Annotated in this window: 23 protein-coding genes and 1 pseudogene; 7 read left to right on the top strand and 17 right to left on the bottom strand. The window is 60.7% G+C overall.

The genetic code is table 11. The features are described 5' to 3' along the window. Positions 1-42: 42 nt before the first annotated feature. The 3 genes from BHQ40_RS04090 to purU all read right to left on the bottom strand — a co-directional run bounded on the left by BHQ40_RS04090 (position 43) and on the right by purU (position 1,900). Positions 43-381, bottom strand: a complete 339-nt coding sequence (locus BHQ40_RS04090) for a hypothetical protein (RefSeq protein ID WP_083276685.1) — start codon at positions 379-381, stop codon at positions 43-45. A gap of 89 nt (positions 382-470) precedes the next feature. After that, a complete protein-coding gene (locus BHQ40_RS04095; protein WP_171905753.1) occupies positions 471-923 on the bottom strand; it encodes a helix-turn-helix domain-containing protein in 453 nt (150 codons plus the stop codon). 116 nt (positions 924-1,039) lie between these two features. After that, positions 1,040-1,900, bottom strand: coding sequence for a formyltetrahydrofolate deformylase (gene purU, locus BHQ40_RS04100; protein ID WP_070152790.1), 861 nt, complete (start codon positions 1,898-1,900; stop codon positions 1,040-1,042). A 212-nt stretch (positions 1,901-2,112) separates the two neighbouring features. Here purU and BHQ40_RS04105 point away from each other — a divergent pair, with 212 nt between their 5' ends. Both BHQ40_RS04105 and BHQ40_RS26665 read left to right on the top strand, forming a co-directional pair. Further along, entirely contained in the window at positions 2,113-2,310 is a 198-nt protein-coding gene (locus BHQ40_RS04105) for a hypothetical protein (RefSeq protein WP_070152793.1), read from the top strand. Beyond that, entirely contained in the window at positions 2,310-2,399 is a 90-nt protein-coding gene (locus tag BHQ40_RS26665; RefSeq protein ID WP_253183252.1) for a hypothetical protein, read from the top strand. Before BHQ40_RS04105 ends, BHQ40_RS26665 begins: the two co-directional genes overlap by 1 nt. A 157-nt stretch (positions 2,400-2,556) precedes the next feature. On the opposite strand, the gene BHQ40_RS04110 is transcribed toward BHQ40_RS26665, so the two are convergent. Beyond that, on the bottom strand, positions 2,557-3,315 hold the full coding sequence (locus tag BHQ40_RS04110; protein WP_070152796.1) for an SDR family NAD(P)-dependent oxidoreductase: 759 nt from the start codon (positions 3,313-3,315) through the stop codon (positions 2,557-2,559). A 221-nt stretch (positions 3,316-3,536) separates the two neighbouring features. Between BHQ40_RS04110 and BHQ40_RS04115 the strand changes: the two genes are divergently transcribed. Beyond that, positions 3,537-4,382 (top strand): AraC family transcriptional regulator, encoded by an 846-nt coding sequence (locus tag BHQ40_RS04115; protein WP_216094849.1) that lies wholly within the window; start codon positions 3,537-3,539, stop codon positions 4,380-4,382. 7 nt (positions 4,383-4,389) lie between these two features. Here the strand turns inward: BHQ40_RS04115 and BHQ40_RS04120 are convergent, their stop codons facing one another. After that, the gene (locus tag BHQ40_RS04120) at positions 4,390-5,553 is read right to left on the bottom strand and encodes an iron-containing alcohol dehydrogenase (RefSeq protein WP_070152802.1); all 1,164 of its coding nucleotides are present in this window, start codon (positions 5,551-5,553) and stop codon (positions 4,390-4,392) included. Positions 5,554-5,649: 96 nt separating this feature from the next. Beyond that, on the bottom strand, positions 5,650-6,792 hold the full coding sequence (locus tag BHQ40_RS04125; RefSeq protein WP_083276686.1) for a cytochrome P450: 1,143 nt from the start codon (positions 6,790-6,792) through the stop codon (positions 5,650-5,652). A 303-nt stretch (positions 6,793-7,095) separates the two neighbouring features. Between BHQ40_RS04125 and BHQ40_RS04130 the strand changes: the two genes are divergently transcribed. Then, positions 7,096-7,755: a TetR/AcrR family transcriptional regulator gene (locus BHQ40_RS04130; RefSeq protein WP_070152804.1), complete on the top strand. Its 660-nt coding sequence runs from the start codon at positions 7,096-7,098 to the stop codon at positions 7,753-7,755. An 862-nt stretch (positions 7,756-8,617) separates the two neighbouring features. On the opposite strand, the gene BHQ40_RS04135 is transcribed toward BHQ40_RS04130, so the two are convergent. After that, entirely contained in the window at positions 8,618-8,965 is a 348-nt protein-coding gene (locus BHQ40_RS04135) for a hypothetical protein (protein ID WP_171905754.1), read from the bottom strand. Between the two features lie 455 nt (positions 8,966-9,420). On the opposite strand from BHQ40_RS04135, the gene BHQ40_RS04140 reads away from it, so the two are divergent. Beyond that, positions 9,421-9,600 carry a hypothetical protein gene (locus BHQ40_RS04140; protein ID WP_070152809.1) on the top strand — a complete coding sequence of 60 codons (180 nt, stop codon included), beginning with the start codon at positions 9,421-9,423 and terminating at the stop codon, positions 9,598-9,600. A 65-nt stretch (positions 9,601-9,665) separates the two neighbouring features. Here the strand turns inward: BHQ40_RS04140 and BHQ40_RS04145 are convergent, their stop codons facing one another. The 5 genes from BHQ40_RS04145 to BHQ40_RS04165 are packed head-to-tail and all read right to left on the bottom strand — an operon-like array spanning position 9,666 to position 15,172. Next, positions 9,666-10,166, bottom strand: coding sequence for a DUF1543 domain-containing protein (locus BHQ40_RS04145; protein ID WP_070152812.1), 501 nt, complete (start codon positions 10,164-10,166; stop codon positions 9,666-9,668). Next, the gene (locus BHQ40_RS04150; protein ID WP_070152815.1) at positions 10,163-11,842 is read right to left on the bottom strand and encodes an FAD/NAD(P)-binding protein; all 1,680 of its coding nucleotides are present in this window, start codon (positions 11,840-11,842) and stop codon (positions 10,163-10,165) included. Before BHQ40_RS04150 ends, BHQ40_RS04145 begins: the two co-directional genes overlap by 4 nt. Beyond that, entirely contained in the window at positions 11,839-12,615 is a 777-nt protein-coding gene (locus BHQ40_RS04155) for a transglutaminase-like domain-containing protein (protein WP_070152818.1), read from the bottom strand. The genes BHQ40_RS04150 and BHQ40_RS04155 overlap by 4 nt, the downstream gene beginning before the upstream one ends. Then, positions 12,612-13,094, bottom strand: coding sequence for a hypothetical protein (locus tag BHQ40_RS04160; RefSeq protein WP_083276688.1), 483 nt, complete (start codon positions 13,092-13,094; stop codon positions 12,612-12,614). The genes BHQ40_RS04155 and BHQ40_RS04160 overlap by 4 nt, the downstream gene beginning before the upstream one ends. Beyond that, positions 13,091-15,172: a catalase gene (locus tag BHQ40_RS04165; protein WP_070152821.1), complete on the bottom strand. Its 2,082-nt coding sequence runs from the start codon at positions 15,170-15,172 to the stop codon at positions 13,091-13,093. Before BHQ40_RS04165 ends, BHQ40_RS04160 begins: the two co-directional genes overlap by 4 nt. Before the next feature lie 418 nt (positions 15,173-15,590). Here BHQ40_RS04165 and BHQ40_RS04170 point away from each other — a divergent pair, with 418 nt between their 5' ends. Both BHQ40_RS04170 and BHQ40_RS04175 read left to right on the top strand, forming a co-directional pair. Further along, positions 15,591-17,084, top strand: a complete 1,494-nt coding sequence (locus BHQ40_RS04170; protein ID WP_070152825.1) for an ATPase domain-containing protein — start codon at positions 15,591-15,593, stop codon at positions 17,082-17,084. A gap of 30 nt (positions 17,085-17,114) precedes the next feature. Continuing rightward, complete coding sequence (locus tag BHQ40_RS04175) at positions 17,115-19,190, top strand: hybrid sensor histidine kinase/response regulator (RefSeq protein ID WP_253183253.1); 2,076 nt, start codon at positions 17,115-17,117, stop codon at positions 19,188-19,190. Positions 19,191-19,686: 496 nt separating this feature from the next. Here the strand turns inward: BHQ40_RS04175 and BHQ40_RS27030 are convergent, their stop codons facing one another. The 5 genes and pseudogenes from BHQ40_RS27030 to BHQ40_RS04200 form a co-directional block, all read right to left on the bottom strand. Beyond that, the gene (locus tag BHQ40_RS27030; RefSeq protein WP_435593902.1) at positions 19,687-21,327 is read right to left on the bottom strand and encodes an ATP-binding protein; all 1,641 of its coding nucleotides are present in this window, start codon (positions 21,325-21,327) and stop codon (positions 19,687-19,689) included. Beyond that, positions 21,301-23,064, bottom strand: a pseudogene (locus BHQ40_RS27035) (GAF domain-containing protein); the annotation flags it as partial. The pseudogene BHQ40_RS27035 and the gene BHQ40_RS27030, both read right to left, overlap by 27 nt. A gap of 1 nt (position 23,065) precedes the next feature. Continuing rightward, positions 23,066-24,547: an ATPase domain-containing protein gene (locus BHQ40_RS04185; protein ID WP_070152831.1), complete on the bottom strand. Its 1,482-nt coding sequence runs from the start codon at positions 24,545-24,547 to the stop codon at positions 23,066-23,068. Between the two features lie 944 nt (positions 24,548-25,491). Further along, positions 25,492-26,007, bottom strand: a complete 516-nt coding sequence (locus tag BHQ40_RS04195; RefSeq protein WP_139139181.1) for a nuclear transport factor 2 family protein — start codon at positions 26,005-26,007, stop codon at positions 25,492-25,494. 62 nt (positions 26,008-26,069) lie between these two features. Further along, complete coding sequence (locus BHQ40_RS04200) at positions 26,070-26,885, bottom strand: SDR family oxidoreductase (RefSeq protein WP_070152838.1); 816 nt, start codon at positions 26,883-26,885, stop codon at positions 26,070-26,072. Between the last annotated feature and the right edge of the window lie 4 nt (positions 26,886-26,889).

A 26,889-nucleotide genomic window follows, 5' to 3' on the forward strand; every position in this document is an offset into this window, starting at 1 on the left:
CACTTTAGCAGCTCTCGATATCAGTCAAGACCGTCACGCTGCTTATGACACCTCGCGCAGGTGCGACGTTTGCGGCTGCACCGGCTGGAAGGGGTTGCAGATCGGGCCGGGCGAGCAGCCGATTTCCGTGTTCTTCAGGTTCGACGCATTCTTCATTTCCACCATCTTGTGATGGGCGGACACGAACTGGCCGCGACCCTCTACAATCGTGGTCAGGCCCTTCACCATATCCTCCAGGGCAACCTGTGCAGCCGATGCCGGCAGCTTGGCTTCGTTGTTGGCGGCTAGGAAACTCGACGTAAGTTGGGTCATCCGCATCAGCGATGCGTCGATCGCCGCATGAGTGCGGTTGATTTCCACCACGATCCGGCGGGCGGTCATTGGATTATATCCTTGCATGAGTCCTCCTTCGCTGCCCGAAGGGTGCAGCGTTGTTTGCTTCTGGATGTCTGGGATAGGCGGCGCTGTTCTTACGAAAGAAGAATGAAGCCGCCTTTTGCGATAATGACGATGGCGATTGTAACCACCGTCGAAACAAGCGCGATCCGGAAGATCGCGAACAGTCTGGTTACGGAGTCGAGGTCATTTGGCTTTCCTCCTGTCGGTGGCAGCCTGAGCGCTGCCAACCAGTTCTTACCGCGAACTGTGACTGGAGGATTGGCGGATTCCTGCGGCTCCGCAACCGGCGTCGATTTGAATTCAAACCGTCTTAACTGCTGGGACGCCTCCCACTCGACGAATCGCCGCGCGGCTTCCCGCCTGCTTGTCGTCCCCAGAATCGCCATTGCCCGGTGCAGATACTGATCGACCGTCATGGGGGTCAGATCCGTTTCGATGGCGATTTCCTTGGATGTTTTTGCTTCGGCGACAAGACGCAGGCATTTTTTCTGCACCTCCGTCAGCCTTGCAATTTCATTATCCACGCCAGTCTCCACGGCATTCGGTGTGCGCGGTTCCATATGCAGCAATTAACCGTAATGTGAACAGCATTGCCGTCGCGGAATCGCGGATATTTGACGCGACTCCGCCGACAACGGTGTCATTCGCGAAAGACGACGGTCTTGTGTCCGTTGGTGAATGATCGCCCCTCCAGATGGGCGGCCACGGCGCGCGCCAGAACGCGCCGTTCGATGTCGCGCCCCTTGCGGATCAGGTCGTCGGGCGAGTCATGATGGCTGATGCGCTCGACATCCTGCGCGATGATCGGCCCCTCATCCAGGTCGGCGGTAACATAATGCGCCGTTGCGCCGATCAGTTTGACGCCCCGCGCATGCGCCTGATGGTAGGGTTTGGCGCCTTTGAAGCCCGGCAGGAAACTGTGGTGGATGTTGATGCACCGCCCCGCCAGAAAAGCCGCCAGGTCATCCGACAATATCTGCATATAGCGGGCGAGCACCACCAGCTCTGAGCCGCTGGCCTGCACGATATGTTTTATCTGTGCTTCCTGCGCAGATTTCGTGCTGGGCGACACTGGCAGATAGTGGAAAGGAATCTCTCCAAAGTCCGCCGCGCCGAAAGTCTCTCTCGGGTGGTTGGAGACGATGCCCACCACATCCATCTTCAACTCGCCATTGCGCCAGCGGTAGAGCAGATCGACCAGGCAATGATCGAATTTGGAAGCCAGCAGCAGCACCTTCCGCCGCATGCCCGCAGGCCGTATCGCCCAGTCCATCCCATAATGTGCACCTACGGCATCGAAGTCCTCGATGAGCGGCCCGGCGCTTTCGCCAACGATGAGATTGAACAGGATTCGGGTAAAGAAGCGGCCGGTTTCCGTGTCGTCGAACTGATGCGCTTCCAGAATATTGCCGCCATGCTCGAAAAGCTTTGCGGTCACCTTCGCGACGATACCAGGCTGATTGGGGCAGGACAGGGTGAGAAGATAGGAACTGTCAGACATTGGCGACCTCGATATTTCGAAACCGTCTGAACCGCCAACCTCGCATCCGGTCAATAGGCAATGCCAGTTGCGGTATCGCTGCATGTCCCAGCCGGGGCGGTGTCGGAACCGCCACCGCAGATTGTGCGCCGAACTTCGCCGGCTGTTAGCATCCCACGGCCAGCTTGGCCGCCCGACGGCCAGGCGCGTGGAGTGACGGGGCAGGCGAGGATATGACCTTCAGGACGACAATGGTCCTTAGCGCAATCGCGTTGCTGTCATCCCTTGGCATTCTCATCGCTACGTCCGTTTGGAGCCATTCGTCCGGCGCTCGCCTGCTGACGCGTGTCGATATGGCGCACCGCCAGGCATTGCTGGTCACGCGGCTGGAGGCCGACATCATGGCGCACGCTTCGTCAACGCGGACCTGATGGAAGCGAAATTCTACAAGGCGAACCTGGAGGGTGCGACAATGGAGGCGTCAAACTGCGTTTCGCGCTACTCCACGACGCGTGAATGAAGGATTGCAAGGGCTGCCCGACCCAATGGCAAACCGGCGAAACGGTATGGCAGACGGAGGAAAAAGAAAGGCGGCGGAACGGGCAATAGACCTTGCCCGCCCTGCACTTTCATCACATCAAACATTCGGGAACGCTGGCCGGGCGTCCGGCAAACTCCTATATATGAACACCCCCAGCGACTTCGATACGCTGGGCATTGACCCAACCGAACGCATCCGAGAGCAGCCCGGCAATCACTGGCCCTACATCTTCGGGCAAACCAGCGCGGCCAAGCGCGGTGTGGGCGGCTACCGCCTTGTTCACCTCCGGATTGTCACGGACAATCCCGCCGCTGAAATCGGTGGCGATCGCACCTGGCGCAACCACATTCACAGCGATCCGGCGCGGGCCCAGTTCCAGAGCCATGTTCCGGCTCAACGCCTCCACCGCCGCCTTGATCGGACCGTAGCCGATGCGCGCCGCCATGGCGAAACGGGCGAGACCGGAAGATATATTCACGATACGCCCACCATCATTCATGAGCGGCAGCAACTTCTGCGACAAGAACAACGCGCCCTTGAAATGCACATTGTAGAGCGCGTCCATTTCCGCCTCGGTGATTGTCTCCAAAGTCGCATTGGATGAGGTGCCTGCATTGTTGACGAGATAGTCGAACCGCTCCGCTCCCAGCACGGCCAAGGCGGCCCGCACCTGATCCACAAAGCTGTCAAACGACGCAGTCTCTCCGGCATCGAGATGGAGGGCAACCGCCTCCCCACCCGCTTTCAAAGCGAGCGCCACCACCTTCTCCGCTTCTGCACGATTGGACTTATACGTGAATATCGTGCGGACGCCGCGTTCGGCCAGGCAGAGCACAGTGTTCCGGCCAATTCCCCGGCTGCCGCCGGTAATGATTGCGATCTTACTATCTGACATACCTTCACTTTCTTTCTCGAAAGGATTGAGAGGCGGAAAATTATGGCCACATAATGCAGCGCTCACGCCGTAACTCGGAATGCCGGAACCGATCTATTTCTTGCCTATTTCTACTCTACATATAGGATCTGGATCAGGTTCAGCATGAAGGCGTGGATATGAATCCGTTAGCGGATGCGCTGTTGCGATACATAGAACGCCATCCCGGAGATTCTCCGTTCATGACGGCTATCGATGGCATGGCGATCATGCGGTCCGACCATCCCAAGCCGCCGGCACACATGATTTTCAAACCTTCCATGTGCGTCGTGGCCCAGGGTGCAAAATGGGCGACGTTTGGCGGCACCCAGTTGGAGTACCGGGCGGGACAGGCGCTCGTCATTGGCGTGGAGACGCCCTCGGTCGGCCGTGTGATCGAGGCGACACCCGGCGAACCGTGCCTGGTTCTCGCGTTTGAGCTGGATGTCGCCATTATGCGAAGCGTCGCCGAAGGCCTGAAGGAACCGCCCAGATCGAATGGAGAGCCTGGCCGGGGCGTCCTCGTGACGGATTTTCAGGGACCGCTCGCCGATTGCGCCCTGCGCCTTGTGCGGTTGCTCGACACGCCGCAGGCGATATCGACGCTATATCCCGTAATTATGCGGGAAATCTGCTACTGGCTACTCACCGGTCCGCATAGCGGCGACATCGCCAGAATGACCCTGGCGAACAGCCCGTCGCGTCCGGTGATGGACGCCTTGCACGATTTGCGGCATCGCTTCAGGGAGACTGTAAGGATTGAAGAACTCGCCGCGATCGCCCGGCTAAGCCCTTCCGCCTTTCACCGTCAGTTCAAGGCGCTGACCTCGATGACGCCGCTTCAATATCAAAAGCAACTGCGCTTGCTGGAGGCGCGCCGCCTTATGGTCTCGACCGCTGTCAATGTCGAAACGGCATGCTTCCAGGTCGGCTATGAAAGTCCTTCGCAATTCAGCCGCGAATATGCGCGCATGTTTGGCGCGCCGCCGAAGCGCAACGCCATCGCGATGCAGATCGCGCTGATCGAAGAACGGGCCTCAGCCGCTTGACCGCACGCTAAGCAGCCCAGGCGCGGCGATAGATTTCCACCATCTGGTCGACTGACGGGACAGCGGGGTTATTACCCGGCGATCCAGAGGCGAGCGCCTGTTCCGCCATAAGGGGCAACAAGGCGAACCATTTGTCAGGATCAATGCCATAGGCTGCAGGAGACGGAACTTGCAGGTCTGCGTTCAACCGCTCCAGTTCTTCCAACAGCTTGCCGACCGCTCCCTGATTGCTTTCCTCATCCCCTGCAATGGCCATGGCGCGGGCGCAGTCGGCGTAGCGGGCCAGTGCCGCAGGCGCGGAGAAGGCCGTCACCATCGGCAGCAGCATGGCATTCGACAATCCATGCGGCACATGGAAATGCGCACCGATCGGCCGGCTCATCCCATGCACCAGCGCAACGCTGGCGTTTGAAAAGGCTATCCCCGCCTGGGTGGAACCGAGCATCATAGCCTCGCGGGCGTGACGATCGCCCGGATCGGCCCATACGCGGCGGAGATTGGGCGCGATCGCCCGCATCGCTGATAGGGCAAATCCGTCCGAAAATGGGTTTGCGCGCCGCGACACATAGGCTTCCATCGCATGCGTCAACGCATCTATCCCCGTATCCGCAGTCAGACGGGGCGGCATCGTCAGAGTCAGCTCAAAGTCAATGAGCGCCGCGACCGGAAGATAGGCGAGGCCCGCACAGAGCATCTTCTCGTCGCTGACCTCATCGGTGATGATTGTGAAGCGCGTAGCTTCCGAGCCGGTCCCCGCAGTCGTCGGAATGGCGATGATGGGCAACCCCGGCATATCCTGGAGATGCGGCGCCTTATAGTCGCGACAGCGCCCGCCATGAACGGCAAGCACGGCAATCGCCTTTGCGCTGTCGATCGGGCTGCCGCCGCCGAAGCCGACCACGCAGTCATGATCGCCTTCTAGAAGAAAGGCCAGGGCCGATTCAATGGATGCCGCCGTTGGCTCCGCCACTGTGTCGAAGAATATCCGGGCATCGAGTCCTGCTGCGGCGACGGCATCCTGCAGCATCGCAGCCCGCCCCGTGTCAAACAGAAAGCGGTCGGTTACGATCAACGGACGGCTAAGTCCGAGCGACGTTAGAACCTCAGTCAGATCCCGCACAGCGCCCGCGCCGATCCGCATCAGTCGCGGCAGGGTGATGTTGAACGCCATTCCTCTCTCCATTCAATCATCACATCATGACGCCTGCTTCTGGAACCACAAGCTAATGGATCAGAGAATGCTTGCGCCACGCGTTGTGGCGCTCAATTATGATGGCGGTTTCCACACCAGAGGGAGATGATCGATGGTGTTAACCGGCCCCGCACGAGCCGGGACTTCAGCACCTGCGGCGACCGAAAAGTCCGGGATGCGGCGGAGCCATTCTTCAATGAATATCTGAACCTCCATCCTGGCAAGCTGTGCACCAGCACAGCTATGCACGCCTGTACCGAAGCTGATATGACGCGGCGGCCTGCCGAAATCGATCCGTTCGGGGTCGGGGAAGATCGCCGGATCAAGGTTATGGAGGCTCGGCGACAGCATGATATGATCGCCGCGCTTCATCGTCACGCCGTTATGCACCACATCTTCCGCCAGCACCCGGCCCATATTGCTGGTGGCGTAGCGGCGCAGTAGCTCCGGCACGATCGCGGACATATGGTCGGGGTGGCCGATGATAAAGCGCCGCATCTCTGCGTTCCGCGCCAGAAAAAGCGCGATGAAGCCGAACATGGCCGCCACGGTATCAAGACCGGCAAAGGTAACCATGGTGCAGGTCGATAACAGTTCGCTGGAGTTCAACGGACGGCCATCTACCTCCGCCGACAAAAGGTGACTGATCAAATCGTCGCCCGGCTTGGAGCGGCGCTCGGCGATGCGGTCATCGAGATAAGCGCGCACCTCGCCATAGGCGGCAAGCTTGGCTTCAAGATCGGGATGGCGCGCAAAAACTTCGGTACGGGCATGCAACCAGGCGCGATCGGCAATCGGAAGGTCAAGGAGCCGCAAGACGATGATAAGCGGCAATCGATGCGCAAAGTCTCCAATAAATTCGCAAGCGCCAGCCGGAAGAAAGCCATCGATCAGTTCGCCGGTCAGGACACGAATGTCCTGTTCCAATGCGCGGACGCGGACTGGCGTAAGGAAAGACATGATCGCCCGGCGATAATCGCCATGCGTGGGCGGGTCCGCCTCAAGCGGCAGCAAGGGATCGGCGGGTACGCTTGGAATAGTAACGCTGGCGCTAGAGAAACGCCTGTGGTCGCGAAAGAAGGCTGCGACGTCGGCGCCCTCCGTAGCAACCCAATGGCCACCATTATGCGGCGAACAGATGATCGGCCCGAAACCCCGAAAATTAAGCCAGGCCCGCTGCGGGTCCTCGCTGGCGCCCGGCAGGTCATAAAATGTCAAGGTCGACGACAAGCTCCGGGGGAATATGGTCGGGAATTGCCAGGGCAGCCATCAAGAATCTCCCATCGGGCTGCTCTGCGGCAACCGCCCGCAGAGAGGTAATCCGGGGCCGAAGCCTCGTCAATCTTAACACGGATGCGCTTCTTCGATATTGCCATCCGTGGCCCCGTGATCGTCAAACTCTCGTTCATCGTTTCGAACCTGTTTTCTAGAAGGCCGGGCTGCGTTATCCGGAGCCCCATGACCGAGCCTCGCAAAAATCCAAGGAAGCGCCGTTCCCTCGGCCCTTATCTCAGTACGGAGATGATCGCGCGGCGGTCACGGATATTGCGCACCGCCATCGAAATATTGGACGAGGGCGGGGAGGAGCATCTGACGATCGCCAGGCTCTGCGATAGGGCGGGAGTCGCTGCCCGTACGCTCTATCGCGCGTTTGGCGACCGTGAGGGCATTATCTATGCTGCGCTTGCCGAGCATATGGGATCGCTGACCACGGTCCTCTCGCACAAGCCGCGCGGGCAGGATGTCGATGCAGTGTTCCGGGAATATGACTGGATCGCGGAGGAATTATTCCGTGGGCCGGAGTTTGCGCGGCTCATCATCAATTTTTATTTTGCGTCCAAGCCGCGCGAAGCCGTTTTACAGGACCTGCGCAGCGTGCCCTATCAACGGATCGAAAAATGGCTGGTCAATGCGCAACAGCGCGGGGAATTGCTGCCCGGCATCGATCTGCAACGGATCGCCATGTATCAGACGGACACGGAATATGTCCTCTTTCACAAATGGGCGACTGGCCGGGTGCCGGACGAATGCATGGCCCGCGAGTTGAAAGTGAATTTCCTGATGACGGCGCTGAGCGTAGCGAATGACGCCTTCCGGCCGCGCATAGCGGGCAGGCTGGAGAAGTTGCACAAGGAGTTATCGGCACTGCGCGCTGAACTGGAAGCCGGTCCCGTAAAATAGGGCGGCCGGGGACATGCCCCGGCCGTCCAGTTTGTCAGTTGGCCGCTGAGGAGAATTTGAGGCCAACCTCCAGCCCGAAGTAACGCGGCGGACCATATTGGCTGTTCTGCCAAAGACCGCCCACCACCTGCGACGCGGTTTTGTAGCGCTTGTCCGCGAGATTCTGGCCGATATGCTGGCCTACTCATTCATCCTTTCCTGTAAAAATGGCCGCCGCATGTCGCCTGCGGTCGGACAGTAATGCCTCAGCTTCCTGGGCCTGCGCCTCCCTCACCATTGGGCGACAAGGATCGGGTAAAGGGCTTAATTTGGCGGGCGCATTATTATCCAGCGCTGCGCTCAGCGTCCGAGCCAGGTCCGAACTGCCATCGGTTACCGGGTCAATCCATTTCAAACAATGATGAGCAGGGAAATGGTGCCGGGGACGTGATCCAAATTAACCGGTAAAATATTATAATCCAATGATAAAATGGCAAAAAGAAGCCGATTTATACCGTAAATATACCGTCTGCAGAATTATTTGTCATTCGCTTGTGATGGTCGCGGATCGATGACGTCAACATTAGCTAAGTGCACCTTAAATTTTGAGCCCTCTTTGCCATTCGATAGGCCAATTTTCCGTTTTCAACTGCGGAAAATGCTCCTCGAAGGTCGGCCAGCGCTTGGTAGAACTAGGGTGGGAAGCGGACTGGCGGCTATTCCTCGATCCGTTCGGGCTGAGCCTGTCGAGACGCAGTCGACCGTAGGTCAACCCCTGCACTTTCTTAAGAAGGACAGCCCTTCGACAAGCTCAGGGCGAACGGAGAGTGAGAGGCCGCTAATGGTCGTCTCGCGACGGGCAGCTTTCTGAGCACGCGGTTGGCTAGCCGCCGTTCACCGGTCGGGGCCATCCCTTGGCATACAGCGCCTGTGGCCCCTTCAATCGCTTGAGGCGCACCCGCCGATGAGCAAGGCCAACGGCGACGATCAAAATCCCAACGACCAGGCGAATTACATTGGCGGTCGTCGGATTGATGAGAACGGCAACGGCATACAACAATACCATGATGCCAACGCCGCCAATGGTCCACAGCTCGAAACGAGTAGACGGTTTGCGTCGAGCATAGAGGCGGTAAGCAAGACGCCAGAACAGAGCATTCATTTTCTTATCATGGGCTCCAATCTCTGCAACTGGTAGACAGTCAACCGGCTGGATTTCCCTGTCACGCAATCAAAAGAATGATCCATTTTCGTCTGAATGAAATAGCCACCGCCGAGGTCGACCCTTTGTCGCCATTTAGCCGCCAATTTTCCCTTCCTAGGTGCGGTCCGTCCGCTAACCGGCAGGTCGCGACCAACATGCGCCGTTCGCCGGTCGGTTCTAGAACAGCAGCTTGTCTCAAAACCCGCCATTCGTTTAGATCGGGCCCGTCAGGCAGCAATGCCCCCAATCCTATAGCTCATCCGCCGAGACGCTATCGCCGACAGCTGCCGATCAGTGAGTAGCAGTTCGCGAGAACCTGCATCACGATGACTCCAGTCACGATCAAGCTCATCCCCGCATCCATCTGCGGCTAGGAACGGTTCAACTCGATCCGCCTCCGCCTACCACAAACAGCACGCGTTCTGGAACGCGTTTATCTGCGAAGGGTTCTTCAAGAGACGAACAACGACAAGGAGAGTGACATGAGCATCGAAGGAAAGGCCAAGGAGGCCGCCGGCTACGTCAAGGAAGAGCTGAACGAGCACGGCAAGTCGCCCGAGGCGCGGAAGAAGGCACAGGAGGGCCGCGATCTGCGCAACGAAGGAAGGGTGGAAGACGGCAAGGCGCCGAAGACTACTCCGGTCGGTAGCGACGCCAAGTAGCGTCTCACCTTTCCGAACGCGAAAACGCCGCCCCTCACCGGGCGGCGTTTTCTTTTGGGGCGTGCCTATTTCAAATGTGTATAGCGGCAGATGAAGGCCGGCTGGCCCGAAGCAGCGCCGGGCGTCAGGTGAATATGCAGCTCGTCACCGACAAGCCGATCGAGCGCGAACGCCTTGTCGGCCTCGTAGATGTCGTCGCGGTGCGCGTACTTCCAGTCTGAAACGGTCGCGAGCGCGCGGTCCTTCGCCTCCTTCATCGAAGTCGCCACCACGAACATGTTCCGGTGCTGCTCGGCGAAGTCCTTGCCGTCATAGCCGCCAAGATTGACGAACCAGAGCTTTTCGCGAGCGCCTGACGGTTCGGGCCGCAGGTCAACGGTCCAGCCATCGGCATGGCTGATCTCGGCATAGCAGTCGACGTGCAGCGTCCCCGGCGTGCCCCACCATTCGGTCCGGAGTTGGTCATGGGTCGCCTTGATCGTCTCGGCAACCACGAAACGGACGTCGTGGATCTCGATGTGCGCCGAGGGATGCTCGCCACCTATATAGATCGCCCACAGCTTCACGAAGCCGTCTCCTCAGTCCCGACGGCAACGCCCTGCCGGTCTCCCATCGCATCGACTGTATGCGCCAGAGCCGCTCCGACCGTCGCGCCCAATTCATGCGAACTGGTGATCCCCTGCACGAACGGGTGCCGCTCGAGGATGAACGGAATGCTGAGACAGAAAAGGCGCTCGCGCGCGGGATGATCGCTCACCGGATGGAACTGCTCGTCCACCACGATCCCCTTGATGCCCGGCGCATCATCCTCCGCGGCGTCACGGACGACATCCTGCTCGAGCAAAGTAGGAAACGGAAACTTCTCGGCTTCCAGCGGCCGCTGCCCGGTCGCGTCGATGAACGCTGGGAAGTGCCTGCGCTCGCCATCTATGCTCACAACTGCTCCCGCCTCCGACCCACGCGTGTCGATCCTGTGATCCTCGCCCAGCGCGATGACCGAGAGATACCCGGCGCGGTGCAGCGCCAGCAGCCTTTCGATCGAGAGGTGCGGGACCGTCGCATATTCATCGACGAAAACCGGCTTCAGATAGCGGTTGAAGCGCTTGAGAGCCTCTTCCTCCAGGTGCGGCACGATCAGTCCCAGCACCTCGTGCATGCGCAGGATCGCGTAGCGCCAAGGCACGGTATACTCGCGCGAGAAATTCTCACGCGCCTCGGCAAGATTGGCGACCGCCCACTCGAATGGATCGGCGGCGACGCGGTCGGCGAAATAGCACTCGGCGAAGTCTTCAAGCGAGAGATTGGAAAGCCCGACCTTCTCCGCATAGGCCGGATCTGCGGCTGTCAACTCTTCGCAGAACAGGTCGTAGGACCGGTCGAGCAGATGGTCGCAGTCCTCCACGATCAGGCGCTCGATGGCCTCGGGCGTGCAGATGGAAAGCGGCTCGAAAGGAATTGGATAGTAGAAGTCGGCCTCGGGCAGCAGACCCTTGCGAGACATCATCGTGATGTGGAGCTTCTCGGCACCCGGATGAATGCGGTAGCCGATCGCCTCACCCTCGGTCTCGATCATCGTGCCGTGCGCCACGGCCAAAGCCACCGCCGCATCGATCGCCGTGAGCGAACTGCCACGGATCCCGACCGACACCGGAGGGATGCGCTGCAGCGCCGTCGCCGGCCACGGACTCAGGAAGTAGCCGGGACGCACCTCAGGTTCCTCCGGCCATTGATGACCGGTAGCGAGCACGACGCGGTCATAGAGCCGTTCACACGCATCTCCATGGCGCGGCTCGACCGACAGATGCAAGCCATCATCCTCCGCGCGGATGTCGGTCACGCGGCAACTGGTAGCTATCTCGACGCCGATCCCTCGCCCACGGGCGTCGTCGATCAGCCCATTGAACTGATCGAGGAAATACTCGCCAAGGGCGACGCGTGGGTAGAAGGCGTGATCGTCGATCTGGTCCGGATCGATCCCGAGCCGCACCAGCCGTGCGCGGGGTTGACGCTCAAGCCAGTCGATCAGCGTCTCGCCAATCGGAGGGATTTCAATGGACGCGATGTTCGAGAGCATCGCCGGGTCGTTCCACCCCGGGCGGTAGGGCGTGCCAAGGCCAGCGCGAGGCTGATCTTCGTAGATAGTGACATCGGCGGCACCGCTGATCTCCCGCAGGAATGCGCAGAAGGTGTAAATGGTGGTCGGGCCAGCGCCGACGAAGGCAACCGAGAATGGTTTCGTCATGCGGTGGTGACCTCGACGCTCTGGCTGTTCATTACTGCGGTCCCGAATGCGGTGAGAAAAGCGACGTCCGCCGCGTCGCGGCCGATGCCGATCTTCGCCATGTCACGCTCCTTGGCCATGCCCGTCGCATCGACCAGATGCCATTCACCGCCCAGGAAGACCTCGGCGACCGCATGGAAGTCGGGTGGCTCGACGCCGAGCGCATAGACGCTGGCGATCCGGGCGGGAATGCCGGCGGCACGGGCGAAGGTGATCATCACATGAGCATAGTCGCGGCAAATGCCCTGGCGCTTCACGAAGGTGTCGAGCGCCGTCGTCTCCGAGGTGCTGACACCGGGCACATAGGCGAAGTGACCCGCGATCCAGTCACGCATCGCTATGATCTTCGCCCCGCCCTCGACGCGGGCGAACTCCGTCTCGACGAAGGTCTCGAACTGATCCGAAGGGCAGTAGCGCGACGCCCAGAGATACTGGACGGTCTCACCAGGCAGTTGATGCGGCGCGACGAGTGGGAGGTTGAGGCAGTCGTCCAGCATCCGCTCGACCCGCACGGTGGCGCGATAGTCGACCAGGAGCTGGCCCTGCACACGGAGCCATATCCGCTCACCGATCATGTCATGCGAGGCGACGCGCGCGAAATGCTCGGTGGGCGTGATGTCGATATGTGCCGCCTCGGTCACCTGCTCGGGAATCGCGGCGGCCTCAACCTGTAGGAGCACATCGGTCGGCTGCTCGAACCAGTAGTCGAGACTGGCATGGATCGCGAGGCTCATTGAGGACGCGTGCGCTTCAACCGCCGCGCGTTGGCGGTCGCGGTGCGATAGACCGGCGCGAGGGCGCGCTTCCCCATCTTTGCCCCCGCGGTCATCACGCCAACAGCATAGTTGGCGCTTTGGCTGGCGAGCGCTGTCACCTCGCCAGCGCTCGGAACTCGTCCGGCGAGCATCAGCATTCCCACCCGCTGCATTTGCCCGACCCAAGCCGACTGCATCGCCATGGTGTCGCGCGCGACGACCTGTGCACTGCGGCTGAACGCAGCAACCTTCTCGGGCACCATCCGCGACAGCTCGGCATAGTCGCCGGTAAGCGGCGAGGCGGTCGCCGCCCGCATCATCTCGGTCCGCGCGCCGATCACATCGCCCGACGCCTTCATGGTCTCCGCACTGCTCAGCCAGGTTGATTGCATGTCGAGCCCAGCTGACACCATGCGCGACCAGGCGCTGAACGGATCGAACATTCCGCCCCCGCTCATGCCAGCATCCTCAGCGACGGCTCACGCGCGTAGAAGCGCTGCGCTGCGGCCTTCACGAACGCGCCGTCCAGGCCGGTGACACCCTCGTCGGGCTCCACCCCGGCCTTGTTGAGCAACGGCTGTGCCGCGTCGCTCGCGCCGATCGCCTTGAGATGTCCGAAAGCGTTCATCAAGAAGTCGACCGCAGCCGCCTCCTTGAGCAGCGTCGCGCAGCCCTCCTCAGAAAGAACCACGGCTACCGCGTCGAAGATCTGGCTTGGCGATCCGGCGAGTTGACCATCGGCCTTCTGCACGGTCCCGTCTGAGAGCTTCGCGCCACCGACTTTGGGAGCAACCACCACCGCCTTGCCCTTGGCCTTCTTCACCGCCTGCATAACTGTCGAGAGTTCGTCGGCGTGTGTTCCGTCGGCAATGAGGATGCCGACCGCGCGTCCTTCGAGCGTCGCCTTCATATTTTTGTGAATTGAAAGCGCATCGGATGGCGGCATGTCGATCGGCGACTTCGCGGCCGGTGCCTTCTTCGGCAGCTCAATGCCAAGGCCTATAGCCACACGCCTTGCCAGATCCTCATCGACGTTGCGTAGATTGGCGACCATGCGGCTGGGCACCTGATCGAGCAGGCCCACCTTCGACAGCTCGAACACGAACGATGATGCGATATGCGCCTGCTCGCTCTCGGTCTGCGAGCTGTAGAACAGCCGCGCCTGGCTGTAGTGATCGGCGAAGGTCTCCGGGCGGACCCGCAGCTTCTCGCCGCTCTCGTCCGGCCCCGTCGCGGCATCCACCGTCGCAAAGCCCGCCATTGGGCTTTCACGCGGTCCGCCTTCCTCGCCATGCGCGGCGAGGCTGTTCGGCTCGTAGTTGGCGCGACCCTTGGGCACCATGGTCTGCATCTTGCCGTCGCGCTGGAAGTTGCCGAACGGGCAGCGCGGCGCGTTTATCGGGATCTGATGGAAGTTGGTCGTGCCGAGCCGCGAGTTCTGGGTGTCGAGATAGGAAAAGAGCCGCCCCTGCAGCAAAGGATCGTTCGAGAAGTCGATGCCCGGCGGGATGTTCGACGGCAGAAACGCGACCTGCTCCGTCTCAGCGAAGAAATTGTCGACGTTGCGGTTAAGGGTCAGCGTCCCAATCAGCCGAACCGGCACATCCTCCTCGGGAATGAGCTTGGTCGCGTCGAGCACATCATAGGGCTGAGCGTCGGCGAAGGCCTGATCGAAAACCTGGATGCCGAGATCCCACTGCGGAAAATCCCCGGTATCGATCGCCTCGAACAGGTCACGCCGCTGATAGTCGTTGTCGGCCGCCTGGAGCTTGAGCGCCTCGTCCCAGATCGTCGACTGGATGCCGAGCCGCGGCTTCCAGTGGAATTTGACGAAACTCGTCTCGCCGGCCGCGTTGACTAGCTTGAAGGTGTGGACTCCGAACCCCTCCATCGTCCGGAACGAGCGCGGGAGGGTGCGGTCGGACATCGCCCACATCAGCATGTGGGTCGTCTCGGGCATCAGCGATGCCCAGTCCCAGAAGGTGTCGTGCGCGCTCCCTGCCTGAGGATAGCCCCGGTCGGCCTCCATCTTCACGGCGTGAACGAGATCCGGAAACTTCAGCGCGTCCTGGATGAAGAACACCGGGATGTTGTTGCCGACCAGGTCCCAGTTGCCCTCACGGGTGTAGAACTTAACCGCGAAGCCGCGGACATCGCGGGGCGTGTCGACCGATCCGGCGCCGCCCGCGACTGTAGAGAAGCGGACGAAGACCTCCGTTTTCTCACCCTTGGTGAAGACCGCGGCCTTCGACAGGCCGGAGATATCGTCAGTCGCCTCGAACACGCCGTGCGCGCCCGAACCGCGGGCATGAACGATCCGCTCGGGAATGCGCTCATGATCGAAGTGGAAAATCTTCTCGCGCAGGACGAAGTCCTCGAGCAGCGTCGGTCCCCGCGAACCGCTCTTCAGCGAGTTCTGATTGTCGAATACGGGAACGCCGTGATTGGTGGTGAGGACGGCCGCGTCCAGATCCTCGGCGATCTGGTGGGTTTCGCCGCCGGTGGGCTTGCTGCTGGACTCGGGTGACTTGGCCATGCGGGCTGTCCTCTTTAAACGGGCACCTCCGATCGCACCGGCACTGTCCGCCCGCAGTCGACGCCAGCCTTGCTGGTAATCGGCAGGTCCATTGCTGGTGTTCGAAGCACGGACCAAGACGTTCGACCCGCGCGTCCCAAACGCGCGAGAACTGTTTTGGTCACCGCGAAGCAACGCTCGCTGCGATTTTTCTCCGGCACTTAACCTGTGTTTACGTTCCGCAGTTTTTCAACAGATTGATCTGAAGCAAGGCGCGCCCGCGAATTATTGGCCTAAGTATGCGAGACGATCTGGTCATTTCGTATTATGCAAGCATGGTCGGTGTGCCTACCGATCTGATGAGTCTTCGCCCAGCCGATGGTCAAGCGAGCGCCATTGGCCGGCGGCGCGATCGAAGGAAGACGAAGGCACGCGGCACATGAATATCGACAATCGACGCATCTCCACTGGGAATACGGGGCTCGACCTCGTCCTGCGCGGTGGGCTCCCGGCCAGTCGGCTGTTTCTGGTAGAAGGGATGCCGGGCTCGGGGAAGACCACGCTCGCCCTCCAGTTCCTGCTCGATGGACTAAAGGCTGGCGAGAAGGTCCTCTACATCACCTTGTCGGAGACCAGCGAGGAACTGAACGTCGTCGCGCATTCGCACGGCTGGTCATTGGAGGGTGTCAATCTGTTCGAGCTGGCATCGGCCGAGGACGTGCTGGGGGTCGGGCGTGACCAGTCGATCCTGCACAGCTGGGAGATGGAGCTCGGCGGGACGATCCAGCTGATCCGCGACGAGGTCGAGAAGATCAAGCCCAAGCGCATCGTGTTCGACAGCCTATCCGAGCTGCGCCTGCTCGCACAGGATCCTTTGCGCTATCGTCGGCAACTTCTGTTTCTGAAACAGTTCTTCGCCGGCCTCGATACCACCGTGCTGCTGGTTGATGACCTGACCGGCGGTAGCGGCGTGCGCGACAATCACCTGCACAGCCTTTGCCATGGCGTGATCACGCTTGAGCGCCTCACTCTCGAGTTCGGCGCGGCGCGCCGGCGGATGCAGATCCAGAAGATGCGCGGCGTCGATTTCGTCGCCGGCTATCACGACCTCATCATCCGCAAGGGCGGCATCGACATCTTCCCCCGCCTCATCGCGTCCGATCACCATACGCCGTTTGAAGGCGAGGCGCTGCCCAGTGGGATCGAAGAGCTCGATGCGCTGCTGAACGGCGGCCCGGCACGCGGCACCTCGACGCTCATCACTGGTCCCGCCGGATCGGGCAAGACCACGCTCGCGCTCCAGTATCTCGATGCCGCCTGCGCGCGGAGCGAACATGCAGTCATCTATGAGTTTGACGAGCGCATCGGCACGATGATCAGCCGTGCGAAAGCCTTTGGCATCGATCTCCAAGCGCGTATGGATGCTGGGTTTCTCACGATCAAGCAGATGGACCCAGCCGAGATTGCGCCGGGCCAGTTCGCGGCGATGATTCGGGAAGAGGTCGAGACGCGCAAAGCCAAGGTCGTGATGATCGACAGCCTCAACGGCTATATGGCGGCTATGCCGCAGGAACAGCAGCTGGTCCTCCAGCTTCATGAGCTGCTGTCCTACCTGAACCAGGCCGGCATCGTCACGTTCCTGATCAATCCGCAGCAGGGTTTTTTCGGAACGATGCAGACCCATGGGCTTAACGTCTCCTATGTCGCGGACATCGTCATCCTGCTGCGCTTCTTCGAGAGCGAGGGCCGCATCCGCAAAGCGATCTCGATCGTCAAGAACCGCAGTGGACAGCATGAGGATACGATCCGCGAGTTCCGGGTTGATACACAAGGCGTTCGCGTCGGGGCGCCGCTCGCCGAGTTCCGGGGCGTTCTGACGGGAACGCCAGAATATACCGGCGCTAAAACGCCGCTCATGGAAGACCGCGGCTAAGTGCATCGGACTGCAACAGAAGGCTACCGCGTGCTGGTTAGCGCGCCTTACGGCACCGATGCGCAGAGCGTTGGCAAGTTGCTCAGCGACAATGGCTATGACGTCGCGCTCTGCCTGACGCTGGCCGATGTCGCGGCCAAGCTAGACGAGCATGTCGGGGTGGTGCTGATCACGGAAGAGGCGCTGCTTGCCGATCTCGGGCCGCTCCACCGCGTGCTCGAGGCGCAGCCGGCTTGGTCGGATGTGCCGTTCGTGCTGCTCGCGGGGCGCCAGGCCGGGCGCCAGATTTCGACCGAGGCAATTCGCAGGCGCCTGCCCGACAGTGCGATCAACGTCGTGTTGCTCGAGCGGCCGCTCTCCAGTGAATCGCTGCTCAGCGCCATTTCCTCGGCGATGCGCGCACGCCAGAAGCAGTTCGAGATCCGCGACCAGCTCGCCGAGCTGGAGAGCGAACGCGCGGCGCTGGCGAGCGAACGCACGCGCCTGACGACATTGCTCGATACTCTCCCGGTCGGCGTCGCCTTCGTCAATCCGGATGGCACTACACTCCTGTCCAACCCGGAGTTCCGGCGTTTCCTGCCCACAGGTGACATTCCTTCGCGTTTGCCCGACGGGGAACAGCGCTGGGAAGGCTATGAGGCCGATGGCTCACGGATTACCCGCGACCGGTTCGTTACCGTGCGCGCGCTCAAGGGCGAGCGGGTGCAGGGGATGGAGTTTCTCCACCGGCCCGAAGGAGCTTCTGCGATCTGGACGCGGGTCAGCGGCATTCCGCTGGTCGATGAGGGGAAGGTCACCGGCGCGATCTCGGTGATCGTCGACATCGACGAGCAGAAGCGTGGCCAGACCGCGCTTGCTGACGCCGCGCAGAAGCTCGAGCAGCAGGTCGCCGAACGCACCGAAAAACTGACCAAGACCTTGGCACAGCTCGAGCAGGAAGCCGCCGAGCGCGAGCGCGCCGAAGCGGCCTTGCGCCAGAGTCAGAAGATGGAGGCGGTCGGCCAACTGACCGGCGGTATCGCCCATGACTTCAACAATATGCTGACCGGCGTCATCGGCGCGATTGATATCCTCAAACGCCGCATCGCGACCGGCCGGCTCGACGACATAGACCGGTTCATGGAGGCGGCGACTGTGTCCGCGCAGCGGGCTGCCGGTCTCACCGCCCGCCTCCTTGCTTTCTCGCGCCGCCAGTCCCTTGACAGCCGCGCGACCGATGTCGATGCACTGGTCGGATCGCTCGAGGATCTACTACGGCGCACGATCAGCGAGCAAATCGCGCTCGATATCCTGCGGAGCCCCGATCTCCCTGCTGCGGTGGTCGACGCCAACCAACTCGAAAATGCCATTCTCAATCTCGCGATCAACGCGCGCGACGCTATGCCGGAAGGTGGCCATCTGACGGTCGAGACCAAGGCGATGGCGCTCGACGAGGCCTATTGCGAGACGCGCCCTGGCATATCCCCCGGCGACTATATAGTGGTGTCGGTATCGGACACCGGGGTCGGCGTGGACCAAGCAACACTCGACAAGGTGTTCGATCCCTTCTTCACCACCAAGCCGGTCGGCCAGGGAACCGGACTTGGACTCTCGATGGTCTATGGCTTCGCCAAGCAATCGAACGGCCAGGTCCGCATCCATTCGGTGGTCGGTCAGGGGACGACCGTCAGCATTTTCGTGCCGGCTGCCGATCAGACGCCGTCAACCGAGCAGGATGCGCCAAGCGCTGTCCACCATGGCGATGGTGAGACTGTGCTGCTAGTCGAGGATGATGCTTCGGTCCGCATGCTGGTGTGGGATGTGCTTGAAGAGCTGGGCTATACGGCGATCGAGGCGGCAGAGCCCAATGAAGCAATCGAGCTGCTCGCCAGCGGCCGCAAGTTCGACTTGATGATCTCCGACGTTGGCCTGCCCGGCATGAATGGGCGCCAGCTCGCCGAAGTCGCGCGCGAGCACCTCCCCGACCTGCCGATCCTGTTCGTCACCGGCTATGCCGAAAATGCAGCGATCCGTGCAGGCTTTCTCGGCACCAACATGCAGATGATCACCAAGCCGTTCCAGATCGAGCGCCTGTCCGAAAAGATCAGCGAAATGCTGACCAGCTAAGCACCTGCCGCGCGGCCAATGTCGATAAGTGAACGCTGAACACAGCCTTCGTGGACGATGCGCATGCTGCGGTTGTGCCAGTGTGGAAGCTGCCTGACCGCAAGCGGCCCAGCCTCTGTCGCTATGCGATGCTGATCGGGCCACCGATGAACATCAGCTTCTGGCAGAGCTGCCATTCACCCCGTTGCATGGGAACGACCACGTTGTCCCAGAGGAGGGCGTTGCGCTATCCCCCAAAATCGACCCTTTCCAGTCGCTCAGCGCCACCCTTCTTCTTCCCGGAACCGGACATGCAGCCCAGTAGCCGGAACTGGCCCCACAGGAGACTGTCTGGTTTACGTTGGCCTACGATGAAAAGCTGCCGTTCGGCAGCCCATCAAATCATGCGATTTAGCGAAATGGCATGAGCGACCGCTCGTGCTAGGGCTTGTCATTTGGCGGGTTAACAACAACCGATCGATGGGCAAGGCTCTGTTTGTTGCCGTTGACGGGACATTTAATGGAGAAGCGAAGTGAGCGTCGCAGCAAGCTCACCCTTCCGAAATGGTTTGGTTAGCCGCGGGAGTTTGGCATCGATACCTTCGAGCTCGGCATAGCCAGAGACAAGCAGGATTGGCAGTTCCGGCTGGGCCGACTGGAGGTGCCGAGCCAAGTCGGTACCCGTCATGCCCGGCATGAGATGGTCGGTCACAACGATGTCAATGGGCGCACCGCCCTCCAGGATACGTATCGCCTCCTCCGCTGAGCTGGCTTCGATTATCGCGTAGCCAAGCTCCGTGAGCATATCGGCCGTGCTCATGCGGACCAATTCCTCGTCATCCACAAGCAGTGCCACACCTTGATGCGCGGCAGTGGCTGCTGCGTGCTGGTGGTCCGTTACCTCCTCGACACGTGTATCGCTAATGGGAAGCCAGAGTTCGATGTTAGTACCCATGCCGGGTCGGCTTTGAATGCTAAGCCCGCCGCCCAGCTGTGAAGCCAGGCCATGCACCATCGACAAACCAAGTCCAGTGCCCTTGCCGATCCCTTTGGTCGAGAAAAAAGGCTCGATCGCGCGGGCGAGCGTCACCTCGTCCATGCCTGAACCAGTGTCGGCAACAGAAATCCGAATATAGTCGCCCCGGGAGAGGCCGGGTCGGTGATGTGCGCCTACTGACTCTGCCGTCGCCGAGATATGAAGCGTTCCGCCATCGGGCATGGCGTCGCGCGCGTTTACCGAGAGGTTCAGTAGCGCCATCTCGAGCTGGTTGGGATCAGCCTTGGCCGACGGCAGATCGCCAGCGGCATCGACCACCACTTTGATCTGGGGCCCGGTGGTGCTTTCGACGAGATCGCCCATACCGGCGACTAGCTGGGCAATATCGACGGCGACCGATTGCAACGGCTGGCGGCGCGCAAATGCGAGCAGACGCTGCACCAGCACTCGAGCGCGCTCGGCAGACTGCGCCGCGCCCGCGATCAAGCGCTGCTCGCGCTCCGTTCCGATCCCCTTGCGCTGGAGCAAGTCCAACGATCCAACTATCGGGGTGAGCAAATTATTGAAATCGTGCGCGACGCCGCCAGTAAGCTGGCCCATTGCCTCCATTTTCTGGCTTTGACGAAGCGCTTCGTGAGCCGCCTCGCGTTCTGCAAGCGCATCGAAAATACGCGACTCAAGCGTTGCATTCAGGTTCCGCAAGTCCTCCTCGGCCTGCTTGCGCGCGGTAATATCAAGAGCGGTGCCAGTGACACGCACACAGCGGCCGCCGGCGTCGAACACACCGCGCCCTTTGGCAGCCACCCAGCGCAGTACGCCATCCTCCTTGCCAATGGTGCGATAGTCGACATCGTAGAGTGCGCGCCGCGCTGGGTCCGCGGCCGCCAAATAGGCCGCGACCGTTGCTTCACGGTCATCGGGATGCAGGCCCGCATAGAAGTCCGCCATGGAAACCGGCACGTTGGCCGAGATCCCGAACATGGCCTTGGTTTGAGCTGGCCAGGTCAGCCGATCGTTGGTGACATCGACATCCCAAAAGCCGATCTCGGCGTTCTCGACGGCAAGGCGTAGCCGCTCCTCGCTCTCTCGTAGCCGTGCCTCGGCGCCGACACGCTCGACATGCGCCCAGCAGCGCTCGACGACCTCGCGGATTAGGGCGATTTCGCTCGGACCCCAGTTGCGCGCGACGTCCTGATGGACCGCCATCATTGCGGCGAGCTGATTCTGCTTTACGAGTGGGCAGCAGACGATCGCCTCGATGCCTATGGACTGGAACATTGTGCGTCCTTCATCTGCACCAAGCTCGCCCGCCACGTCGCGCACGATCAGGGTCTGTCCCTGCCGCAGTTCGGCGGCAGCACGCGGGCCGAACAAATCGAGGCTATAGGTTCCAGCCGAGGTGGCGATGCCCGGCGCTGTATAGTCGTTGCGGATCCAAAAGCGATCATTGTCGGCGTCGACGTCGGCATAGGCGCAACGGGAGGCATTAATCTGCTGGCCCAGCATCTCGGCTGCCGCCTGCATCGCATCGTCAGCGGTAGCCGCGCTGAATAGTCGCTCTTCCAAAGCCCCGAAGAAGCGCAGGCGTGCCTCGCTCTCGCGTAGGGCCGCCTCGGCTTCATGCTCGGCGGTGCGGTTGCGAAAGATGGTGACGAAGCCGCCGTCGCGTTCGGCGAGCGGCATGGTGAGGCCCGAGCCCCAGAATCGGCGACCATCCTTCCGCACATGCCATCGCTCATTGATGGCGCGTCCCTCGGAGGCTGCCCGCGCCATCTCCAAGGCAGGCACATTCGCGGCCCGGTCCTCGGGGGTGAAGAACAGACTGCTGGCCTGGCCAATCGCTTCGTGGGTCGAATAGCCCAGCAGATGTGCAGCGCCGTTGCTCCACCCGGTGATCGTACCGGTAGGGTCGAGCGACACGATTGCAAAATCCTCGGCCCCCTCGACAATCTGCCGGTAGCGAACCTCACTCGCGCGAAGATCGGCTTCGGTACGCGCCCGCGCGATGACGATCCCTGCGATCCGAACCACGAAGTCGATTATTGCGAGGTCAGCCGGCGCCGGCTCACGGGGCTCGCGATAGTACATGGCAAAAGTGCCCAGGGTTGCGCCATCGACCGATATGATCGGAATCGACCAACAGGTGCGCAAGTCATGCGCTAAGGCCAGATCACGAAAATCGACCCAGAGCGGGTCTGTGGCGATATCGGCAACAAACACTGGCTCCTTGCGATATACCGCTGTTCCGCACGAGCCGACCGAAGGTCCGATCTCAATGCCGTCAATTTCCTCATTATAGGCGGCCGGCAGACTTGGCCCGGCGCCATGGTGCAAGCGACGACCGTCTTCGTCCAGAAGCAGAATTGATCCAATCACGCTTGAAGTGGAAAGCTCTTCGACTTCGCGAACGATGGCTTCAAGCGTGGCGGGGAGTGGCGCCGCCTCGACGGCAAGCGCGAGAATACGGTTCTGCGCTGCGCCCAACCGACCAACGTCGCGGGTTTCAAACTGCCGTGCTCTGGCTTTAAGCGATGATCGGATCGCGCCAAGCAATGCCTCCGCATGAAGCGGACGTTCCAGCAGAACAACATTGCTTAGCTCAGCCAAGCGCTCAGTTGCTGCGACCGTGCGCGGGGTGCGTGAACCGTTCGCTAGCACCACGAACGGGATGTCGGACCAGCTTTCCTGTCCAGCAACCCAACTACCGATCTCAGCGGCATTTGCCCCGACAAGCGCTTCCTCGGTTAGTAGCACCGTGCCGGCACGTTGACCTAGATGACCGACAAGGTCGCGCACATCTTGGCAAATCCGGGCTGCTAAACCGTGGCGGCTGAGCAGATCGGCAGCAATTGCGGCATCACGACCGCGCGGCGCAAGTATGAGGACGAGATCGTTCATTCTATGGGCGGAAACTATCCGGCTCCAAGCTTCCCATCAGGTTTCTCGCCTCGCCTGAAAAGGTCGGCACTCCCGTTAGCACACCCTGAAATTGCTTGAGCGGTTGGCCGAGTTGCAATCCGCTGGCGCCAATCTGGAACTCCCGGATAGTGCGCTCGTGCCGCGCCGTGCGCGTCTTTATGACAGAGATTGCCTGTCGGACTTCGCCATGCGCCTCAAAATAGCGCAGCTGGACGACAGTATCCGACAAGTAGCTCAGATCGACATCTGAACGGATGTCGCCGGTGATGCCGTGCAAGCCGAGAATGAGTATGCTGACAACGCCTTTCTGCCCCAGATAGCTCAACATCTCGTGCATCTGGAGCACCAGGAACTGCTCGTTCGGCATCGACTGGAGGTAAGCGTTGAGGCTGTCGATCACGACAACGCGGGCGCCATCATCCTCAACCGCCGACCGAACCGAACCTGCGAACTCGCCGGGCGACATTTCGGCGGGATCAATCGCCCGCAGCTGAAGCTGCCCGTTATCCATAAAGGGTTGGAGGTTCATCCCGAGCGCCTCGCTACGCGTTATTAGCGTCGGCACGCGTTCATCGAACAGGAAATAGGCGGCACGCTCACCGCGCTCGAGCGCGGCAACCATGCACTGAACCGACGCCGTCGTCTTCCCGACTCCGGCCGGCCCCGTCAGCAGGGTCGCGGTACCGGGCACCAAACCGCCTCCGAGTAAGGTGTCCAGTTCTTCCGAACCAGTCGTCATCGGCGGCCCGCTGTCGAGCGTTTCATGGTCGCCAGCGACCAGACGCGGATAGACGCATAACCCGCCCCGCAAGATCTCAAAATCATGATAGCCGCCACGAAAAGGTACGCCCCGCATCTTGACGACATGCATTCGCCGCCGCTGCCCGCCAAATCCAGCCAATGCCTGGTCGAGCGAAATCACCCCATGCGCTATGCTGTGAAGCTGCAGATCACTCCCGCTTGCGCCCTTGTCGTCCAGCACCAGCACGGTGCAAGCCCGGGTGGAGAAGAAATGCTTGAGCGCGAGAATCTGACGGCGGTAGCGGATCGGGCTTTGCGAGAGCAACCGCAATTCCGAGAGACTGTCGAGTACGACACGTGCAGGCCTTAGTTCGTCGACCTTTGTCATTATGTTGCGAACGGTTTCACCCAGTTCGACTTCACTCGGATGAAGCAGCGTTTGTTCGTGATCCTCTGTAAACCCATCTGCAGGAACCATCTCGAACAATTGCAGCGGGTCGAGCGACCATCCATGCGACTTGGCGACTGCGCGTAACTCAACCTCGGTTTCCGCCAGCGTGATATAGAGGCCAGTCTCTCCCACGGCCGCGCCCGCCAGCAGGAAGCCAAGGCCCAGCGTGGTTTTGCCGGTACCTGGCGTTCCTTCGACCAGATACATGCGTTCGGACGTCAGGCCGCCGCTGAGGATCTCGTCAAGACCGGCAATCCCGGTAGAGGCCATCGCAGGTAGCTGCCCATCAAATATCACGCACAGCTCCAGAGTCGTTACAGGGGGACAACCAATAAACTCATGGCCCCCATTTTGGGTCCTATGAAGGCTCGCCCATCTGTTATGGACAATGTAATTTTCCTGGCGACCCCCAGGCGGACATTTCACTTCCTGTTGGCTTTGACTGGTCAGCGGGTCGCGTTTCGACCCTTCCAAGACACTCGACTGCCAATTTCTCTTTCCCAACTGCAGAACGGCAGCTTTTCAAACGGACACCCGCGCGTGATTGAGCAGTGGGTGGATTAGAGACCGACTGGTTTTGGTGACGAATGGCGCTAGTCAGCCAACTCTAAGCGCTCAGCTTGGACCATTGACTGTCCCGTCGTGCCGTTTGCAATGACCCGACCCGACAGTTTTACCTTTCGCTCGATGAACCCATTCCCATCCGGACGCGAGGCGTGAACAATTCTGTCATACGCGGCATCGATAGTTTCATTGGCGGTAGCGAAGCTGGTAATTCCGGGACAACGATCAGCAGTGAGGTAAGCACCGCACTCGATGCACCCTTGCCCAGCATAGGCATGAAGTATCGCAGTGCCTTCAACCTGATCGCCGACCGACACTGTCCAGCATTGGTCTGCAGCGATTTTCATCGGCTCTGAACCGCAGGAAGCCAAGGCCATCAGGGGTAAAAGGACTGTCCGCATTTAAGCGCTTTCACACCACGACTGAAGTTCTGCAAGTGGTCGACGGCCGACCGGCAGGATTGCGCTGCCAAGCAATGAAGATAATGATCCATTTTCGTTCGAACGACCGCCGCCGAAGTCGACCCTTTGGAGACATTCAGGTGCGAAGATCGCTTCCTCGAAAGCAAACGCTCTGCCCACGACCCTAAGCACCGGTGCACTGCCAGCTTGCGTACTTCGCGTTGAAGGCTGACGACGCACTAACCGCTATCAATCCGTCGGAGCGACACGCGCCCAGAAATCGTTAAACTCGATAGCGTCGAAGAAGGCCGAGGCCCGCACGATTTGCCCCGCCCGCATTTCGAGGAACCAGGCGTAGGTGTTCACATAGGGACGACCGTCGAGCGCTGTACCCCGCGCATCGAAGAACACAACCACAGTGTCCCTGTCCGCATAGATGTTGCGAACCGCTGGCTTGAGTGGCGCCTTCATCCGCGCGTTAAAGGGTCGAATGACCGCCTGCATGAAATCTTCCTTGCTGGGGTAGGTCCTCGACGCGACCGAATTGCCCTCAATGGTCCAACGCGCATCTTCGGCGAGCAGTTCGAAGGGGCTGCCGGTTCCGTTGCTCCAGGCGTCGAAGCGGGACTGAACAAGTGCACGGTTGCGCTGCTGGGTTTCGCTTGAAACCTGCGCCGCAGCAGGCTTCACAGCAAGAGCTGCCAATGTGCTGGCAAGGAGGCCACCGACGAATGCGCGGCCTAGATATTTCATGAAACTGGGCATGGGCATTCTCCTTTTGATTGGCAAGGAGCCGGCATCCAGAGGATGCCGGCTCTCACGCATCGTCAGATCCGGTTTTCCCAGGCGGCAAGCTGGTGTGCTTTCAGCATGTCCTCGATCGCCTTGGGGCTGACGTTGCGGAACTTGCCTTCGTCGGCCGGAACGATCTCGATCATCGCGTCGATTTGCTCCTGCGGATCCATCTTGCCTTCGGGCGTGGCAAAGAAGTCGTCGAAGCCCTTGCGCAGGTCTGCGCGCTTGGTGAAGTTCTTCGCGTCATCGAGCCAGCGGAAAGGGTTATCCGCCATCGTCTCGTTGTAGCCGGTGTAGTAGGCGCCGGGATTGATGGTCTGGACCTTGATCCCGTAGCCCGCCAGCTCCTGCTGCATCGCTTCCGCAAACGCTTCGATCGCATGCTTGGTCGAGACATAGGTGCCCCAGTTGGCCGGGGTGAACAGGCCGCCCATCGAGGAGGTGAAGACCACCTTCTTGCCTTGGCTCTTGCCTTCTCGGATCCAACGCTGGACGACGCCCTGCGTCAGCTCAAGCGGCAGGAAGACGTTGTTCTCATAGTTGCGGCGAACGATGTCGACCGGGATTTCCCAAACCGGGCCTGGCTCGCCGCGCCCGGCATTGTTCCAGAGGATATCAAAGTCCCATCCCTGGGCCTGCTTGATGTCATAGGGATCATAGAGGTCGAGGCGTTCGACGCGGATCCGGTCAGAAAGGCCGAGCGCTTCCACTTCGGCGCGTAGTGCCGTCACCATCGGCGAAACTTCGCAGGTGGCAATGATATTGTGGCCGTTCTTGGCCATACCGATGGCGGCCGCCTTGCCGAAGCCAGAGCCCGCGCCAGTGATGAGGATGGTCTTGGTGGTCATGATG

It is taken from the genome of Sphingobium phenoxybenzoativorans, assembly GCF_001757355.1.
In the GTDB taxonomy this organism is placed as follows: domain Bacteria; phylum Pseudomonadota; class Alphaproteobacteria; order Sphingomonadales; family Sphingomonadaceae; genus Sphingobium; species Sphingobium phenoxybenzoativorans.